This window comes from Streptomyces sp. NPDC090045 (genome assembly GCF_044747975.1).
GTDB lineage: Bacteria > Actinomycetota > Actinomycetes > Streptomycetales > Streptomycetaceae > Streptomyces.
This window is the reverse complement of sequence record NZ_JBIVFA010000023.1, coordinates 41,911-57,342: the sequence shown is the minus strand read 5'-3', so window position 1 is coordinate 57,342 and position 15,432 is coordinate 41,911. Positions and strand designations below refer to the sequence as shown.

Below are 15,432 nucleotides of genomic sequence, written 5' to 3'. Positions count from 1 at the left end.
GACCGCGGCCCCCTACCCCGTGCCCGCACTGCTTGATACCCTCCGCGCGCGCACCGGGGGACGCTGAACCAGGGGGAATAGTGGCCGAGTTGCTCACCAACGAAGACCCGGAACGAATAGCGGGGTACTGGCTCGCCGCCCGGCTCGGCGCGGGCGGCCAGGGGACCGTGTACGAGGGCTACGACGAGGCCGGTCAACGCGTCGCCGTCAAAGTGCTGCGCCCGGAACTCGTCGCCCGCCCCGACATCGCGGGCCGGTTCGCCAAGGAGGTGCTCGCCGCGCAGCGCGTGGAGTCCTTCTGCACCGCACGGGTCCTGGAGAGCGGCACCGACGGCGAACGGCCCTACATCGTCAGCGAGTTCGTACCCGGCCGGGATCTGCGCAAGGCCGTCCGCGAATCCGGCCCGCTCACCGGCGACGCACTGATGCGGCTGGCCACCGGGGCCGCCACCGCCCTGGCCGCCATCCACCGCGCGGGCGTCGTCCACCGCGACCTCAAACCGGACAACGTCCTCCTCGGCCCCGACGGCCCCCGGGTCATCGACTTCGGCATCGCCCGCACCGAGGACATGTCGATCACCGCGACCGGACACCTGATGGGCACGCCCGGCTACATGGCCCCCGAGGTGCTCACCGGGCAGCGCGCGGACGGCGCCGCCGACGTCTTCGCCTGGGGAGCGGTGATGCTGTTCGCGGCCACCGGACGCGACCCCTTCCGCGGCGAGAACATCGGCGAGATCGTCGTACGGGTCACCGAACACCACCCGGACCTCACCCCCTTGCCGCCCGCGCTGCGCGACCTGGTGGGCGAGGCACTGGCCAAATCCCCGGCGGACCGCCCCACCGCCACCGGGCTGCTGCTGAGGATGCTGGGCGGACCGGCCGACTCCGCCGACGCGGCGCTCCTCGCCGCCGGCCGGGACAACGCCGGGCGGCTGCGCGACGCCACCGCCGACGCGTCCGAGCCCGCCCTTGGCGCCACGGCGGAGGCCACGTACCAGCGCCTGCCGGAACCGGTCCGGCAAGCCGTACGGGAGATCACCCTCCGCCTGATCGTCCCCGGCACCGCCGCCGACGGCTCCCAGGACACCCTCCGCACCGCCGCCACGGCGGAATGGCTCGACGGCCGCCCGTACGAGGAACGCGGCGCGCTGCGCGACGCGTTCGACTCCCTCGCCGTCGCCCGGCTCCTCATCCTGGACGACGACGCAGCCCGCCTCGCCTCCCTCGGCCTGCTGCGCGCCTGGCCCCGGTTGCGCGACTGGGTGGACCACGACCGCCAGGCACTCCTCCTGCTGCGCTGGCTCACCGCGGCCGCCGGGCACTGGGACGGGCAGGGCAGGCGGGCCGAGGACCTCCCGGCCGGCCACGCCCCGGAGGCGGCACGCGTCTGCGCGGCAGGGGCGCCGGAATGGCTGCGCGCGAGCCGGCTCGAGGGCGCGTTCCTGGAGGCGTGCCGCCAGGCGGCCGCAGCGCGTCAAAGGCGCACCCGGCGGCTGCGTACGGGCGCGGCGGCCCTGCTGTCCCTCGCGCTCGTGGCGGGCCTGGTCGCCTGGCAGCAGAAGAGCGTCAGCGACGAACGGGCCCGCCAGGCGTCCGCCCGTACGATGGCCTCCATCGCCGAGAGCCTGCGTACCTCGGACCCCGAAATGGCCGCCCTGCTGAGCGTCGCGGCCTGGCGGATCGCACCGGTCGACGACGCGCGGGCCGCCCTGTACGGATCCCTGGGCCAGGACGAGCGCGGCGTCGCCACCAACGCGGCCCGGGTCTCGACCGGCTACACCGACGACCACGCCGACTTGCTGCTCGACGGCCGGACCCTGGCCGTACTCGACGCCCAGAAGAGCGTGGAGGTCTGGGACGTGGTCAGCGGCGAGCGAACGGGCCGGGCCGAACTGCCCGCGGGTACCCCGGATCTACCGGCCGCCGTAGACCCCTCGGGAACCGTCGCGGCGCAGCCAATGCGCCAGGGCGTCCAACTGCTCGACCTCAAGACCGGCAGGGCCGGCCCACTGCTCCTGCCGGACAAGGCGACGCCCAAGGTCCTCGCGGTCTCCAGGGAGGCAGCCCTGCTCGCGATCGCAACCTCCGACGAAGTGGTCCTCGTCGACGGGCGCACCGGCCGGCCGGCGCTGCGCACGCCGGGGAACGGCCCGGTCGCCCTCTCCGAGGACGGGGCGACCTACGCGGTCTGCCCGGCGGGCAGATCCTTACAGCTGTACTCACCGGCCACCGGGCGGACAGCGGAACTGCTGCGGGACCCCACCCATCCCGTGGTCACCTGCGAGACCAACCAAGGACTGGACTTCAGCGCGGACGGCAAACGCCTGATCCACACCGGGACCGGCGGCGTCTCCACCCTGTGGGACGTCCCCTCCCGCACCGCCGTGAAAGACTTCCCCGCGGGTCGGGTGGCGGCCCTCAGCCCGGACGGCGCGCTGGCCGTCGAGATCACCGGCACCCAGCTCAAGGTGTGGGCCGCCAACGCGACCTCGTCCGCCCTGCTCGGCTATCCCCGGCTCGACACGGACGGCCGTCCCACGAACCTGTCCGTCGCCTTCGACACGGACAGTCGGCTCCTGCGGTACGTGGCCAGGGACCGTCAGGTCCGTTCGCTGGACCTGACGTTCGGACTTCAGGACACGGCCGCCAAGGCGAAGGTCTCCGAGGCAGTCTTCGCCCCGGACGCGGCGACGCTCGCGACCGTGGGCGCCACCGAGAACGACGCCGAAGACCGCTTCAGGCTGTGGACCGCAGCCGACGGCCAGGTGCGCAACCTGCCGCACCAGCCCCTCGCGGCGAGCGCCGATGGCCCCCACGACGAGGACGACGACGGCTCGTCCGCGTACTCGCCCGACGGGCGGCTCCTCGCCACCGCCATCGCCTCCCGGCACGAGGACGAGAGGCTGCGCGTGACGGTGTGGGACGCCCGTGAGAACCGGCTGCGGACCGACCTCACCCTGCCCGAACCGGTCTTCCGCATCATGGGGTTCGCTTTCACTCCGGACGGAACCCGTCTGGCCGTCGCGGTCACCAAGGAGAACGGCTCCGGCCCCTTCACCCGTGCCCTGCAGGTGTGGGACCTCGGAACCGGCCGCCAGGAGTACGAGATCGCGGACGCCGGCGCGGCCAACCTCGCGATCAGCCCCGACGGCTCCCTCCTGGTGACCTCCGCGGGGGAGCGCGTGGACCTGGCCACCCGCGCCGTCGAACGTGGCGTCCTCGGCCCCGGTGTCATCCAGGACCTGGAGTTCAGCGACGACGGCTCGGTGCTGGCGGTGAGCCTCCTCCAAGGGACGGTCACGTTATGGGACGGCTCCGGGCGCCGCCGCCTGGGAGGCCTGTCGAGTACGGCGGCCACCCGGGGAGACGATTTCGGCGGGCGGGTGGCGGGGCTGCGCTTCTCCCGCGACGGCAAGACCCTGGCCGCGATCGTCGGCGACAGCCGGATCCAGCTGTGGGACGTACCCGCCCGGCGCCGGCTGGGCGATCCGCTGCGCGGGTCGGCCGGCCTGCTGACCGCCCTCGCCTTCGACTCCCGGGGGCGGCTGCACGTCTCCTCCGTGTACCGTCCGCACCGCGTCTTCGACCTCGACCCGAAGGCCGTGGCACGGGCGCTGTGCGAGCGGGTCGGCTGGGACCTCACCCGCGCGCAGTGGGAGCAGAACGTGCCCGACCTGCCCTACCGCCCGGCCTGCTGACGCAGGCCCGCTGCCGGCGGGGACCAGACGGCAAGGTCCCCGCCGGGCAGCGAGACGAAGCGCCAGCCGCGCGGTCCCGTGATCTGCCATGCCTCGAACGAGTCGTCGGGCGCGCAATTCAGATGCGTGCCGCTGTCGAACACCACCCGCAGGCCGCCGTACTTGAACGCGACCGCGGACAGGACCTTCGCCCCGAACAGGGGAAGGGCCGCGGCCACATCCTGGGACTCCGGCGTCAAAGGCACGCCAGGGTTGGCGAGGACCGACCCTGCCGAGAGCCGGGCCGGTGCTTCCAGCACGATCTCCCACCCTGCGTCGAGGGTGAGCGTCAGCCGGAAGTCGATGCCGATCCTGGCGACACTCAGGCCACGCAGGTCCAGGATCCACCGGTCCTCCTGCTCGAAGGGTTCCCGTTCGGTTTCAGCGCTCATCGCCGGCTCCTGTCTTGACGGGGACGGCGACGGCGACGTCCGGGGCCGGCTCGTCGGCCCTCTCGCTGCCGCCCTCGCCCTTGAGCAGCCGTGGCACGTCATCGCGACCCGGGTGGCGGCGGGCCGACACGACGAGGCAGGCGACGGCGCCGGCGAAGACCACGACGGAGGTCCAGCCGTTCAGACGCAGGCCGAGGAAGGCGTGGGACTCGTCGATGCGCAGGTACTCGGTCCAGAACCGGCCGACCGTGTAGGCGGCGACGTACAGGGCGAAGGTCCTGCCGTGATCGAGTGCGAAGCGGTGGGCCGCCCACAGGACCAGTACGGCGACGCCGATGTCCCACAAGGACTCGTAGAGGAAGGTGGGGTGGTACGTCGCGACGTCGGGCAGGGCGGGCGGACGGTGTGCGCGGTCGATCTCCAGGCCCCAGGGGAGTGTGGTGGGGCGGCCGTAGAGTTCCTGGTTGAACCAGTTGCCCCAGCGGCCGATCGCCTGGGCCAGGGCTATGCCCGGGGCGACCGCGTCCGCGTAGGCGGGGAAGGGGATGCGGTGGCGACGGCAGCCGATCCACGCGCCGACCCCGCCCAGAGCGATGGCGCCCCAGATTCCGAGCCCGCCCTCCCACACGTACAGGGCCCGGATCGGCTCACCGCGTTCGCCGAAGTACGCGTCGGGGCTCGTGATCACGTGGTACAGCCGGCCACCGGCGATGCCGAACGGCACGGCCCAGAGGGTGACGTCCGCGATGACGCCCTGTTCCCCGCCCCTCGCAACCCAGCGCCGATTGCCGAGCCAGACGGCCACGAACACGCCGAGGATGATGCAGAAGGCGTACGCCCTCAACGGAACCGGGCCGAGGTGAAGGACTCCGGTCGAAGGGCTGGGCAGGTAGGCGAAGTCCATGGCGCTCCGTTGGCGTCTCAGTCGGTCAGCTTGGCGAGGGTGGTCATGCGGTGTCTGCCCGGGGCTTGTTCCGGACGGCCTGGGCGAACGCCTCGCAGCCGGTGCGCCATGCGGCGTCCAGGTCTGCGCCGGACGGGAAACGGCCGTCGAGTTCGAGCACGACCATGCCGTGCGCGAAGGCCCAGAAGGAGCGTGCGACGTCGATGTCGCCGTTCACCACGCGGGCCAGCGGCGCCGCCGCGCGATCCTCGAGTCCCTCGGGGAGCGCCGCGCGGGCGAGCGGCCGACTGTGGGTGATGCGGTAGAGGTGCGGGCCGGCGAGAGCGTGCCGACGATAGGCGCGGGCGAGAACGAGCAGGGGCGGTTCGCTGCCCATCGCTGCTTCGGCTGCCTCCAGCTCCTGCGCCAACCGGGTCATCCCTTGCGCCTGGAGCCCTGCCTCGACAGCGGCCTTGTCGGCGAAGTGCTTGTACAAGGAGGGCGCCTGGATACCGACCTGCTCGGCGATGCGCCGCATCGACAACGCATCCGGCCCTTCGGCGTCGAGCAGTGCCCGGGCCGCGGCCAGGATCTGCTGTGCGCGGGCGGCGTTCATGGCGCCCCTCTCCCGTTGCGACCGACCGTATGGCTAACAGTGTTAGCCGCAGGTCGTCACGGTATGGCTGCCGGTATGAGCCGTCAAGTCCGGAGGGTGCCGAGGAGGCGTCAACCTGTCGTGGGTCAGGGCCCGTTGAGGCCATCCGGCAACTTCCCCGGTCAACGGGATCGCGCGCCCATTTCTTAGCAACAGAGGCCAAGTATTCGTCCGGTCGCCGCCGGGGCGACTACAAAGGTCCTCACGGAACCGAACCCGGCGATGGGGTTGATGTCATCCCGTCGACGATCGGAACGATGTCGAAGGCGGTGGATTGCGTGCGCGAGTACAGCAGGATCGAATCGACGGCGGTCAGATTACTTACGGGGAGACCGGGTTCCGGCTCCTTCCTCTGATCCGGGGCGGCCATGCTGAAACCAGTCTGCTTTTCCCCGGCGTACGCATCGGTGGACGACTACCGGCTCCTGACGTCGACCATCCGGTCGCGGGTGGAAGATGCTCCGGGCTGGTTCAGCACGGCCGGGCACGGGGAGGGGGGAACTCCTCACCTCCCCCTGCGCATTCACCTGCGAGGTCTGTTCATCGAGCTCTACGTCCAGCTCCGCCTGCAGAATTCCGACCTTCGCATCGTCGGATTCCGCAACACCTTCGAGAACTGGCAGGCCCCGCCGGAAGCGTACGTCCACCACGTGCGGGACTGGGTCGCGCCGCCGGGGATCCGCCGCACGGAACCCCTGCCCTTCGGCGGAGGGCGATTCGACTTGGAGACGGCCGCCGACGTGCGCCGTTCGGGAATCTCCCTGGGGCGCCGCGCCTTGGGCGACGCGGTCGTCCGGCTGCATCGGAACCGCGATCCGAAATGCACCGCACACGGCATTCTCGTGCTCTCGGAAATGCTCTGTGAGGCCGCCCGGTACCCGGCCCTGGCCGATGCGATGTCGCGCATCTGGATGACCGGCGGGCGGCTGTCGGCCGAGGCGGGAGCCGCCTGAGGAATCGTCATAGGGGCACCCGTCCACAAGTGTTCGGAACGGAAGGAGGAGAGCAAGACCGAGACCAGGAGCGAGACACCTCTCAAGGAAACCGTTTCAACCCCGTACGATCTGTGATTCCCGTTCCGGGGATCCACGGAACAGGAGCGAAAGTGATAGTCAAGCGCGCCGGTCGCCTCGTGGTTCTCGCCGCCGTACCCGCCGCAGTGTGCCTGACCCTCGGCCTTTCCGGACCAGCTCTCGCGGAGGGCGGAAAGGCGTACCAGATCGACCTGGCGCAGCTGAACGCATCAGGCTCCAGCGGTACGGTCATGCTCAGCCTCAAGGGCAACCAACTCACCGTGCAAATCGAGTCCAAGGGAATGGTGCCCGGGCAGCCGTCGGCCCAGCACCTGCACGGTTCGACGAAGGGGCACGACTTCAAGTGCCCGGACGCCACCGACGACACCGACGGCGACGGGGTCCTCAGCAACACCGAGGCCACGCACGACTACGGCGACATCAACATCTCACTCACCACGGCCGGGGACACCAAGGCCACCAGCGGTCTCGCCGTGGACCGCATGCCCGTCGCCGACAAGCAGGGCAAGATCTCCTACAAGCGGACGATCGCCGTCGGCCAGGACGTGGTCGACCACATCAAGGACCTGCACGTCGTACAGCACGGCATCGACCGCAACAAGAACAAGAAGTACGACTTCGAGGGCGCTGGCAAGAGCGAGCTCGACCCGAAGCTGCCCCAGGAGGCCACGGCTCCGACCAACTGCGGAGAGGTGAAGGGCGCGGCCGTGGGGTCCATTCCGGTCGGCGGCATCGAGACCGGCGGCGGCTCCCCGCAACACGCGTCGGCGCCGGTGACGGTGCGCGACGGGGCGGCGATCACCGTACTCGCGGTGGTGGCGGCCGCGGTGGCCGTCACGCGGAAGCGGGCCGTTGCCGTTCCCGTACGCCGGCAGAACACCGGGGGCGGCGCGTGAAGCCGGCTCCCGCGCTCTCCACACCCGCCGCACCCGCCGCGTCCACCACACGGCCCCGACGCCGGACCGCGGGTCCCCTGGCGGCCGCCGTCCTCGCCGGGCTGCTTCTGGCGGGGTGCTCCGGCCAGAACGAGGCGAAGCCCCCCGCTTCGGACGGGCAGGCACTCAAGGGCGGGGCGCCGGCAGCCGCGGGCGGCGCCCCCACCGGGAAGGAGCCCGCAGCCGGTGACTCCGCGGCACCCGCAGACGGATCGCAGAGCGGCACGGGTACGGGTGCGGGTGCGGGGCGGGCCGAGCCTGCCCTCGCCCGGTCCGAGCCGCAGAAGATCACGATCCCCTCCCTCGGGGTGTCCAGCACCTTGGAGACGCTGCAGCAGAACGCGGACGGCACCATGCAGACCCCGAAGGACCCCGCGCTCGCGGGCTGGTACGAGCCGGGGCCGACCCCCGGTTCCCAAGGGCCGGCCGTGATCGCCGGCCATGTCACGTGGAACGGAGCATCCGCAGTGTTCGAGAAGCTGAAGACGATGAAGGGCGGCGACACCATCAAGGTGACCCGACGGGACGGCAAGACGGTCACCTTCACGGTGGACCGGGTCGCCGAGTATCCGAAGGCCGAATTCCCCACACTGGAGGTCTACAAGAACCTCGACCACGCCGGCCTCCGCCTGGTCACCTGCGGCGGCGACTTCGACCCCAAGAAGCACTACTACGACAGCAACGTCGTGGTGTTCGCCCGTATGACGGGCGCCGCGTAGCAGGCCGCCGAGGCGGAAGGACGCCCGTCAGCCGCAGACCCCCACTGCGGCCGGCGGGCGCTGCCGTGCTCCTCCACGAGCCGCCCGGCCCGCCTCGGCGAACAGGCCTCCGCGCACGCGACGGGCTCACCTCCCGGCGACAGCAGGCCGCGCCGTCTGGGAGCACAGCCTGAATGTGGGACGTTGGATCATCGACGGGAGCGATTCGTTGTACACACTGTGTACAACCCGAGCGATGAGGAGGACGTGATGAGCGCGGCCGACGAGGGACGGCGCTGGCCGGACGAGGTCAGTGTCGACAACGCGAGGATGACGCTGCTGCAGCTCCTCGCGCGGACGGGGGTCCCTTCCGGTGACGCGCGGCAACTGATCGGACTCCTGGAGGCGGGCGCCCTGGCCCTCGCGCACGAGGAGCTGAGCGGCGGCTGGAGCGCGCCGGGGGACAAGGGCGAGGAGTACGAGTCGGGCTGGCTCGACGGCGCCGGGTACCTCCTCGAAGAGCTCGGAGCCGTCGCCGAGCGGACCCTCGTAGAGGTCGTGGGGGCGGACGGGCAACCGGGCCCGGCGGGGGAGCGCCGTCGGGCCGGGCGCGTGGAGGTGGAGCGGGCGCGGGTGGCCGTCACCCCTCTCTACCTGTCGTTCACCGCGGTCTCGGAGCTGGATCCGGAGGTGACCGACGAGGTGCTCGCCGCCGTCCTCGGCACGATGAGCCCCCGGCAGCGGGCCGGGTACGCCGGGCGGCTGACGGAGTTCGCCGCAGCCCACAGGGCCCGGCTGGAGCGCATGTTCGCGGCGTACGGACCGGACAGCGCGATCACGCTGCACGGCCGGTACTCGCTCCTCCACTCGACCACGAGCATCGCCGTGCTGGAGCGGCTCGTCGCCGCGCCGGAGGAACTGCGCGACGAGTGGGACGCCGCAGCACTGCCGCCCGCATGGCTGGACGGCCTCACGACCGCCTGGAACGCCCCGGACTGACCGTCCTCCGAACGAACTGGCCGCGGAAGCGTTCGCGCCGAACCGGTCGTCTACCCTGAACTCCTCGTCGAGCCCGCCGCGATGCCGGAGAACGGGTTCGACCGGTTCCTCGAGGGTGGAGTCAGGTGAAGGACGACGAAATACGCTCGCGCTTCGACGGCCGCGGCCGCGTCGAGCTGTTGCCCGGCCAGGCCACGGCCGCGGAGCAGCGTCGCATAGAGGAGATCGCCCATGCTTTCGGCTACCGCCTGCTCACCGTCCACAACCTCGGCCTCGCGGGCGTCCGGCTCGTCTACGAACGTGACGACGCCCCGCCCGCCCGCCGTCGAAACGAGCTGACCATCGCGCGCCTGCGCGCGGGTGGGCCGCTGCTGCCGGCGGTCGAGCCGCCTGCGCCCCCGCCACCAGGTCCGACGCCACCGGTGACACCGCGGGTCCCGCGCCAGCGATCCGGCCGTTCTCCGTGGGAGCCCCCGCCGCCCCCGCCGCCGTTTCCCCCGCCACCCCCTGCCGCCCCGACCTCCTGACGGGCCGGGCGGCACAGCGGCGCCACCTCGGACCTCGAACCTCAGACCTCAGACCTCAGACCTCAGACCTTCGAGTCCGGCTTCCAGTCCTGGGCGAGGAGCCCGAGCAGCACCTCGTCCAGGAACTCGCCCATCACCCAGGCCGAGGAGCGCAACACGCCCTCGCGGACGAAGCCGTTGCGCTCGGCGGAGCGCAGCATCGCGGCGTTGTCGGACAGCGTCTCGATCTGCAGGCGCTGCAAGCCGCGCACGACGAAGCCGTAGTGGCAGAGCACCGCGACCACGTCGGTGCCGTAGCCCTTGCCGCGGGAGGACGGCAGCAGTCCGAGGCCGATGTGCGCGAACCGGTTGTGGTTGTCGATGCCCCACAGGTTCGCCGTGCCGACCAGCGTGCCGCCGTCCAGCTCCACCACGGAGAACGGGACGTGCCCTTCCGCCTTGTCGTCCACCACGAGCCGCGCGTCCTTCGAGCCGGGCGTGACCGGCCGCCACGGCCGGCTTTCGGACCGCGAGGCGTTGACCACGTCGTCGTAGAGCTCGGCCCGCAGGATCGGGATGTCGTCCTCGTGCCGGGCCCTGAGCCCGACCTTGCTGCCTCTAAGCATGCAGGCTTCCTATCCGACCGTGCTCGCCCACGGCAAACCAATATGGCAACTCCCTCGGCCGGCACAAGTGCCGTTCGGGCGCGGGCACTCGGCGGTGCACTCAGCTGATCTGGTAGTCGAACCAGATCCGATGCGTGCCGTCGGCATCGACGAAAGTTCCAGTGGCTCTGATGGGTTCACCGTATCGACGCGCTCTGACAATGCGCGGCCGCGCGAGCGCTTCACCCGTCAGGCGTCGAAGCGGTGTCGGGAGGCCTCGATGTGGCCGAAGTACCGGTGGGTCCAGTCGCACAGTCCGTCGATCGTCACGCGCAGGGCCTGGCCCGGATCGGTGAGGGTGTACTCGACCCGTGGCGGCACGACGGGGTGGACCGTCCGCTCGACCAGGCCGTTGCGTTCCAGCATGCGCAGGTTCTGGGTGAGCATCTTGTGGCTGATGCCCTCGACCTCGTCCCGCAGCTCGCCGAAGCGCAGGGTGTGTTCCCCCAGGGCCTCGATGATCAGGAGCGCCCACTTGTTGGCGACGTCCGAGAAGATCTCCCGCCCCAACGAGTCCGCGCGCCGCAAGTCCGCCTCGTCGGCCGTGCCGCTGACCTGCTTGGTCACCATGAGGTTCCCCAGTCACTGAAAAGTGCGTTCTTCCATGTCAGCGACCACTCTCCTACGGTTCCTGAGTAACCACAAGAGAGCGTGCACGTCGCGGCTCGATGGAAGCCGCCTCGCGCGCTCGCACGGCAACGGAGGCATGCGACATGGCCATCACCCTGATCAACCCCAGTGGACTGCCGGAGGTCGACGCCTATCGGCAGGTGTCGATCGCGACCGGATCGAAGCTGGTCTTCGTCGCCGGACAGGTCGCCTGGGGCGCCGACGGCGTCACGGTCGGCGAAGGCGACCTCGCCGCCCAGGTCGAGCGCTGCTACCTCAACGTCGGCACCGCCCTGGCCGAGGTCGGCGCCTCCTTCGACGACGTGGCGAAACTGACCCTCTACGTCGTCGACTGGACCCCCGACAAGATGCCCCTGCTCATGGAGGGAATCACCCGGGCCGCCGCGAAGCTGGGGGCGGCCCCGGTCCCGCCGGCCTCACTGCTGGGCGTCGCGGCGCTGGACGTGCCCGAGCACCTGGTCGAGCTCGAAGCCACCGCGGTGATCGACTGAACCGGCGCTCTGCGCTCCGGAACCGGTGCGGCCCTGTGGTCAGTTCGGTTGCCGTAGTCCTGCGACGAGGAGCGCGACCAGCCGGCGTGCGTCGTAGCGGGTGTCGCTCTCCGCGCCGATGCAGAGGTTCCCGATGCCGCGCATGAGCTGGTACGCGTCGAGGTCGGAGCGGATCTCGCCGGAGGCGGTGGCGGCGTCGAGGAGCTGGGTGCACACCGGCACGAGGCGTTCGAGGAAGTAGGCGTGCAGCGTCTCGAAGCCGGTGCCGTCCCCCTGCATCGCGGCGGCCAGGCCGTGTTTGGTGACCAGGAAGTCGACGAAGAGGTCGACCCACAGCCCCAGCGCGGCGTGGGGCGTCGGGCTGGTCTCCAGCAGCGCCGGGCCGGCCTCGGCGCAGGCGTCGACCTGGTGGCGGTAGACGGCGATGACGAGGTCCGCCCGGGTGGGGAAGTGGCGGTAGATCGTGCCCAGCCCGACACCCGCCTCGGCCGCGATGTCGCGTACCGGCGCTTCCACGCCCGAGGTCACGAAGACCGCGGCCGCCGCGTCCAGCAGGGTCTGCTGGTTGCGCCGGGCGTCCTTGCGCTTGGACCTGGCGGAGCTTCCCGGGGCCTGGCCGCTTTCGTTCACCACGGCACTCCTTCCCTCATCGGCCTTGTGAATCGGAACAACGTTCCGTATTTTTAACGGAGCGATGTTCCGTTTCATTCATGATGACAGAACCGGAGCGCGGCCGACCAGGCCGCCGCCGTGCGCGATCGCCGACCATCGAACCCAAGCCTGCGAGGGCACAGAACGGAAGGCACTTCCATGTCCCACTCGAAGACCGCGAACGCGCAGGAGCTCGCGGGCCCGCCCGCCATGGTCGTATCCGCGAAACCGGTCGTCCTGGCCGCCGCCGGTCGCGGCGAGGACCTCCAGGTCCGCGTGTCCGCCCCCGCCACCGGCGGCGATCTGCCCGTCATCGTCTTCTCGCACGGCTTCGGCTGGTCGATGAACGGCTACGCCCCGCTGGCGGACCACTGGGCGGCTCACGGTTTCGTGGTCATCCAGCCCACCCACCTCGACTCCAGGACACTCGGCCTCCCTGCCGAGGACCCCCGAACCCCGCAGATCTGGCGCTTGCGCATCGAGGACATCACGCGCGTGCTGGACGAACTCGACGGCCTGGCGGCGTCCGTGCCGGGCCTCGCCGGGCGCCTCGACCGCAGCCGCATCGCCGTGGCCGGCCACTCCTGGGGCGCCCAGACGGCGAGCGCCCTGCTGGGCGCGCGCGTCCGCGACTCCGACGGCGTTCCCGGCGAGGACATGTCCGACCCCCGCGTCAAGGCGGGGGTGCTGCTCGCCCTGCCCGGTCTGGGCGACGACCTGACCCCGTTCGCCGCCGAGCACCTCCCCTTCATGAGGCCGTCCTTCGACACGATGACCACCCCGGCTCTCATCGTCGCCGGAGACCGCGACGACTCCGCACTGACCACGCGCGGACCGGACTGGTTCACCGACGCCTACACCTACAGCCCGGGAGACAAGAGCCTGCTCACCCTCTTCGAGGCCGAGCACTCGCTCGGCGGCATCCCCGGATACGAGGTCGCCGAGACCACCGACGAGAGCCCCGCACGCGTCGCCCTGATCCAGCAGCTCACCACGGCCTTCCTGCGCAGCGCCCTCTGCCCCGAGGACACCGCTTGGAAGGCGGCGGCCGCCGCACTGGAGGAAGGCCACCCTCTGGGGAACCTGCGGCACAAGTAGACGGGCAGCCGCCGAGCCCGCCCTTCCGGTCGCACGAGCGGGCCGGATCGAGGAGGATGGTCGCCGTGATCGATGACCGCGGGCACACACCGCCCCCGGCCGATGGGCGGGGCGTCCTGGCTGCCGGCTCCCGGGGCGAGCCCGCGATGGCCCGGCCGGTTCCAGGAGACGCAACCGCGCCGGAGGCGCCGGCGGGTTGCCGAGGCGGACGGGAGCCACTTGATGGCGGAACGGATCCCGCCGGACGTCTGGGAGAAGTTCGACGCCGCACTGCAGCGGGAAGTCCTCGCCGACCGGCCTGCCGAAGTCTCGGTGCTCATCGTCCTCACTCCGGTCACTGATCACCCGTCAGGACCGGCCGTGACGCGTGGCGAGGCCGTCGACGCGATGCGTCGGGCATTCGGGCGCCGCGCCGAGGCGGTGGTCGCCACCCTCGTTGCGTCGGGTGGGCGAGACATCCGCGAGTTCTGGCTCAATCACACGGTTGCAGCTCGTCTATCGATACCGTCGTTGCTCGCGGCCGCGGGCCGTCCGGAGGTCCGGCAGGTACTGCTGGATTCGCCGAGGCAGGCCGAGATCGTGGCCGAGCACTGAGAGGAGCCAGGATGCCCTCGCCGACCGCTGGAAGGGACGACCGGTCAGCAGCCGACCGTAGCCGCGAACAGTTCGACTGGTACGTACAGACGAGACGCCGCAAGCAGCTGGAAGAGCTGACCGCGGAGAGCCCGGCAGCGGTGCCCAAGATCGATCCGTGGGTCGTCAACACGATCCTCCACGAGCGCGAGCAACGCAAGCTCGCCACCTGGACGGGTGCGCCCGGCGTGACCGAGGAGCCGGTGCACGAGGTCCTGATCAATCTGATGTCGGGCCGGGATGCCGTACGCCGGGGCGCCGTTCCGAAAGCGGAACGGGCCCGGGCGATCGAAGTGCGTCAAGCCGAGGCCGACATCTTCCTGCAGGGCATCCGGGCGGACCTCGAACGGCGGGGCATCGACGTCCAAGAGGAGTTCTGGCTGACCCACAGCGTGCGCGCCACGCTCACTACGTCCGAGGTGCTGGCGGTGGCGGCGCGAGCCGATGTCAGCAGTGTGACCAGTAACAAGCAGCGCCATGTCGAGTGCCTCGACGTCAGCCGGCCGCTCATCCGGGCGGACGTCCTGCCCACCGGAATCACGGGTGCGGGCATCTCCGTAGCGGTCATCGATACCGGTGTGGACGCCGCGCACCCCGCGCTCGCGGGCGTGGTCGGCCCGCAACAGGACATGACCGGTACGGCGGTGAACCGCGACGACAGGGGCCACGGAACTCATTGCGCGGGGATCATCGCGAGCCGGAACGCGACATTCCGAGGCATCGCCCCCGGCGCGAACATCATCGACATCCGGTTCATCAGTAACACGGGCGGTGCCACTCCGGCGTGGGCGACCGCGGGGCTGACCGCGGCGGCGACCTCCGGCGCCGACGTCGCGAGCAACAGCTGGGGCTATTCGCACCGCGACGGCGCGTGGGTCTGCCCCTCCGGCAACTGCGTGCTGTGCACCGCCGCCGACAACCTCGTGAACCTCGGCGTGGTGGTGGTCGTCGCCTCCGGCAACGAAGGCGTCGACTTCTGGGGAGATTACGCGACCAAGATCCGCTGTCCCGGTAACGCACGCAACGTCATCACCGTCGGAGCCACCGACGACGGGGACAACATCGCGGACTTCACCAGCCACGGCTCGACCCCGGACGGCAGGCCGAAGCCGGATGTCGCAGCCCCGGGGGTGTTGACCGCCTCGGCGCGGGCGCCGGGAACGGGAAGGCCGCAAGACGTCGTCGCGCCGGGCTTCATCAACAAATCCGGCACCAGCATGGCGGCCCCCCACGTGGCGGGTGTCGCCGCGCTCATGCTGGACAAGAACCCCGACATCACCCCCGCCACGGTCAAGAGGCTCATCGTCACGACCACGCCGGGACCGATCCCGCTCGTCTGGTACGGCAGGGTCGACGCGCTCGCGGCGGTCAACGCCACGCCGGCGCCGCCGTGACGGCGCACCACACCACCGGTCGGAAACC

16 protein-coding genes are annotated in these 15,432 nt (G+C 71.1%); 10 read left to right on the top strand and 6 right to left on the bottom strand.

The genetic code is table 11. From position 1 onward, the window contains the following. The first annotated feature begins 89 nt into the window (after positions 1-89). On the top strand, positions 90-3,701 hold the full coding sequence (locus ACIPYQ_RS38195; RefSeq protein ID WP_401258931.1) for a WD40 repeat domain-containing serine/threonine protein kinase: 3,612 nt from the start codon (positions 90-92) through the stop codon (positions 3,699-3,701). On the opposite strand, the gene ACIPYQ_RS38190 is transcribed toward ACIPYQ_RS38195, so the two are convergent. The 3 genes from ACIPYQ_RS38190 to ACIPYQ_RS38180 are packed head-to-tail and all read right to left on the bottom strand — an operon-like array spanning position 3,683 to position 5,631. Then, positions 3,683-4,132: a DUF6188 family protein gene (locus tag ACIPYQ_RS38190; RefSeq protein ID WP_401258929.1), complete on the bottom strand. Its 450-nt coding sequence runs from the start codon at positions 4,130-4,132 to the stop codon at positions 3,683-3,685. The genes ACIPYQ_RS38195 and ACIPYQ_RS38190 overlap by 19 nt on opposite strands. Further along, positions 4,122-5,036 carry a prolipoprotein diacylglyceryl transferase gene (gene lgt / locus ACIPYQ_RS38185; protein WP_401258928.1) on the bottom strand — a complete coding sequence of 305 codons (915 nt, stop codon included), beginning with the start codon at positions 5,034-5,036 and terminating at the stop codon, positions 4,122-4,124. Before lgt ends, ACIPYQ_RS38190 begins: the two co-directional genes overlap by 11 nt. 43 nt (positions 5,037-5,079) lie before the next feature. After that, a complete protein-coding gene (locus tag ACIPYQ_RS38180; protein ID WP_401258927.1) occupies positions 5,080-5,631 on the bottom strand; it encodes a TetR/AcrR family transcriptional regulator in 552 nt (183 codons plus the stop codon). A gap of 446 nt (positions 5,632-6,077) precedes the next feature. Between ACIPYQ_RS38180 and ACIPYQ_RS38175 the strand changes: the two genes are divergently transcribed. The 5 genes from ACIPYQ_RS38175 to ACIPYQ_RS38155 all read left to right on the top strand — a co-directional run bounded on the left by ACIPYQ_RS38175 (position 6,078) and on the right by ACIPYQ_RS38155 (position 9,863). Continuing rightward, entirely contained in the window at positions 6,078-6,623 is a 546-nt protein-coding gene (locus tag ACIPYQ_RS38175; RefSeq protein ID WP_401258925.1) for a ribosome-inactivating family protein, read from the top strand. 152 nt (positions 6,624-6,775) lie between these two features. Then, positions 6,776-7,600, top strand: a complete 825-nt coding sequence (locus ACIPYQ_RS38170; protein ID WP_361760975.1) for a hypothetical protein — start codon at positions 6,776-6,778, stop codon at positions 7,598-7,600. Then, positions 7,597-8,358 carry a class F sortase gene (locus ACIPYQ_RS38165; protein WP_401258924.1) on the top strand — a complete coding sequence of 254 codons (762 nt, stop codon included), beginning with the start codon at positions 7,597-7,599 and terminating at the stop codon, positions 8,356-8,358. Before ACIPYQ_RS38170 ends, ACIPYQ_RS38165 begins: the two co-directional genes overlap by 4 nt. A 249-nt stretch (positions 8,359-8,607) precedes the next feature. Further along, entirely contained in the window at positions 8,608-9,336 is a 729-nt protein-coding gene (locus ACIPYQ_RS38160) for a hypothetical protein (RefSeq protein ID WP_361760969.1), read from the top strand. 125 nt (positions 9,337-9,461) lie between these two features. Next, on the top strand, positions 9,462-9,863 hold the full coding sequence (locus ACIPYQ_RS38155; protein WP_401258921.1) for a hypothetical protein: 402 nt from the start codon (positions 9,462-9,464) through the stop codon (positions 9,861-9,863). 62 nt (positions 9,864-9,925) lie between these two features. Here ACIPYQ_RS38155 and ACIPYQ_RS38150 read toward each other — a convergent pair whose 3' ends face one another. Together ACIPYQ_RS38150 and ACIPYQ_RS38145 are read right to left on the bottom strand one after the other, a co-directional pair. Further along, positions 9,926-10,468, bottom strand: coding sequence for a GNAT family N-acetyltransferase (locus ACIPYQ_RS38150; protein WP_401258919.1), 543 nt, complete (start codon positions 10,466-10,468; stop codon positions 9,926-9,928). Positions 10,469-10,696: 228 nt separating this feature from the next. After that, complete coding sequence (locus ACIPYQ_RS38145) at positions 10,697-11,077, bottom strand: winged helix-turn-helix transcriptional regulator (protein WP_401258917.1); 381 nt, start codon at positions 11,075-11,077, stop codon at positions 10,697-10,699. A 143-nt stretch (positions 11,078-11,220) separates the two neighbouring features. Between ACIPYQ_RS38145 and ACIPYQ_RS38140 the strand changes: the two genes are divergently transcribed. After that, the gene (locus ACIPYQ_RS38140; RefSeq protein ID WP_401258916.1) at positions 11,221-11,628 is read left to right on the top strand and encodes a RidA family protein; all 408 of its coding nucleotides are present in this window, start codon (positions 11,221-11,223) and stop codon (positions 11,626-11,628) included. 39 nt (positions 11,629-11,667) lie between these two features. On the opposite strand, the gene ACIPYQ_RS38135 is transcribed toward ACIPYQ_RS38140, so the two are convergent. After that, the gene (locus ACIPYQ_RS38135; protein WP_401258914.1) at positions 11,668-12,258 is read right to left on the bottom strand and encodes a TetR/AcrR family transcriptional regulator; all 591 of its coding nucleotides are present in this window, start codon (positions 12,256-12,258) and stop codon (positions 11,668-11,670) included. 180 nt (positions 12,259-12,438) lie between these two features. Here ACIPYQ_RS38135 and ACIPYQ_RS38130 point away from each other — a divergent pair, with 180 nt between their 5' ends. The 3 genes from ACIPYQ_RS38130 to ACIPYQ_RS38120 all read left to right on the top strand — a co-directional run bounded on the left by ACIPYQ_RS38130 (position 12,439) and on the right by ACIPYQ_RS38120 (position 15,404). Then, positions 12,439-13,377 carry an alpha/beta hydrolase family protein gene (locus ACIPYQ_RS38130; RefSeq protein WP_401258912.1) on the top strand — a complete coding sequence of 313 codons (939 nt, stop codon included), beginning with the start codon at positions 12,439-12,441 and terminating at the stop codon, positions 13,375-13,377. A 222-nt stretch (positions 13,378-13,599) separates the two neighbouring features. After that, positions 13,600-13,971 (top strand): hypothetical protein, encoded by a 372-nt coding sequence (locus ACIPYQ_RS38125; RefSeq protein WP_401258910.1) that lies wholly within the window; start codon positions 13,600-13,602, stop codon positions 13,969-13,971. Between the two features lie 227 nt (positions 13,972-14,198). Continuing rightward, the gene (locus ACIPYQ_RS38120; protein WP_401258908.1) at positions 14,199-15,404 is read left to right on the top strand and encodes a S8 family serine peptidase; all 1,206 of its coding nucleotides are present in this window, start codon (positions 14,199-14,201) and stop codon (positions 15,402-15,404) included. The last annotated feature ends 28 nt before the right edge of the window (positions 15,405-15,432 follow it).

Bases quoted from the DNA above. Each gene is read 5' to 3' on its own strand.
- ACIPYQ_RS38160 (WP_361760969.1), top strand. From the start codon at position 8,608: ATGAGCGCGGCCGACGAGGGACGGCGCTGGCCGGACGAGGTCAGTGTC.
- ACIPYQ_RS38150 (WP_401258919.1), bottom strand. From the start codon at position 10,468: ATGCTTAGAGGCAGCAAGGTCGGGCTCAGGGCCCGGCACGAGGACGAC.
- lgt (WP_401258928.1), bottom strand. From the start codon at position 5,036: ATGGACTTCGCCTACCTGCCCAGCCCTTCGACCGGAGTCCTTCACCTC.
- ACIPYQ_RS38130 (WP_401258912.1), top strand. From the start codon at position 12,439: ATGTCCCACTCGAAGACCGCGAACGCGCAGGAGCTCGCGGGCCCGCCC.
- ACIPYQ_RS38190 (WP_401258929.1), bottom strand. From the start codon at position 4,132: ATGAGCGCTGAAACCGAACGGGAACCCTTCGAGCAGGAGGACCGGTGG.
- ACIPYQ_RS38145 (WP_401258917.1), bottom strand. From the start codon at position 11,077: ATGGTGACCAAGCAGGTCAGCGGCACGGCCGACGAGGCGGACTTGCGG.
- ACIPYQ_RS38125 (WP_401258910.1), top strand. From the start codon at position 13,600: ATGGCGGAACGGATCCCGCCGGACGTCTGGGAGAAGTTCGACGCCGCA.
- ACIPYQ_RS38140 (WP_401258916.1), top strand. From the start codon at position 11,221: ATGGCCATCACCCTGATCAACCCCAGTGGACTGCCGGAGGTCGACGCC.
- ACIPYQ_RS38180 (WP_401258927.1), bottom strand. From the start codon at position 5,631: ATGAACGCCGCCCGCGCACAGCAGATCCTGGCCGCGGCCCGGGCACTG.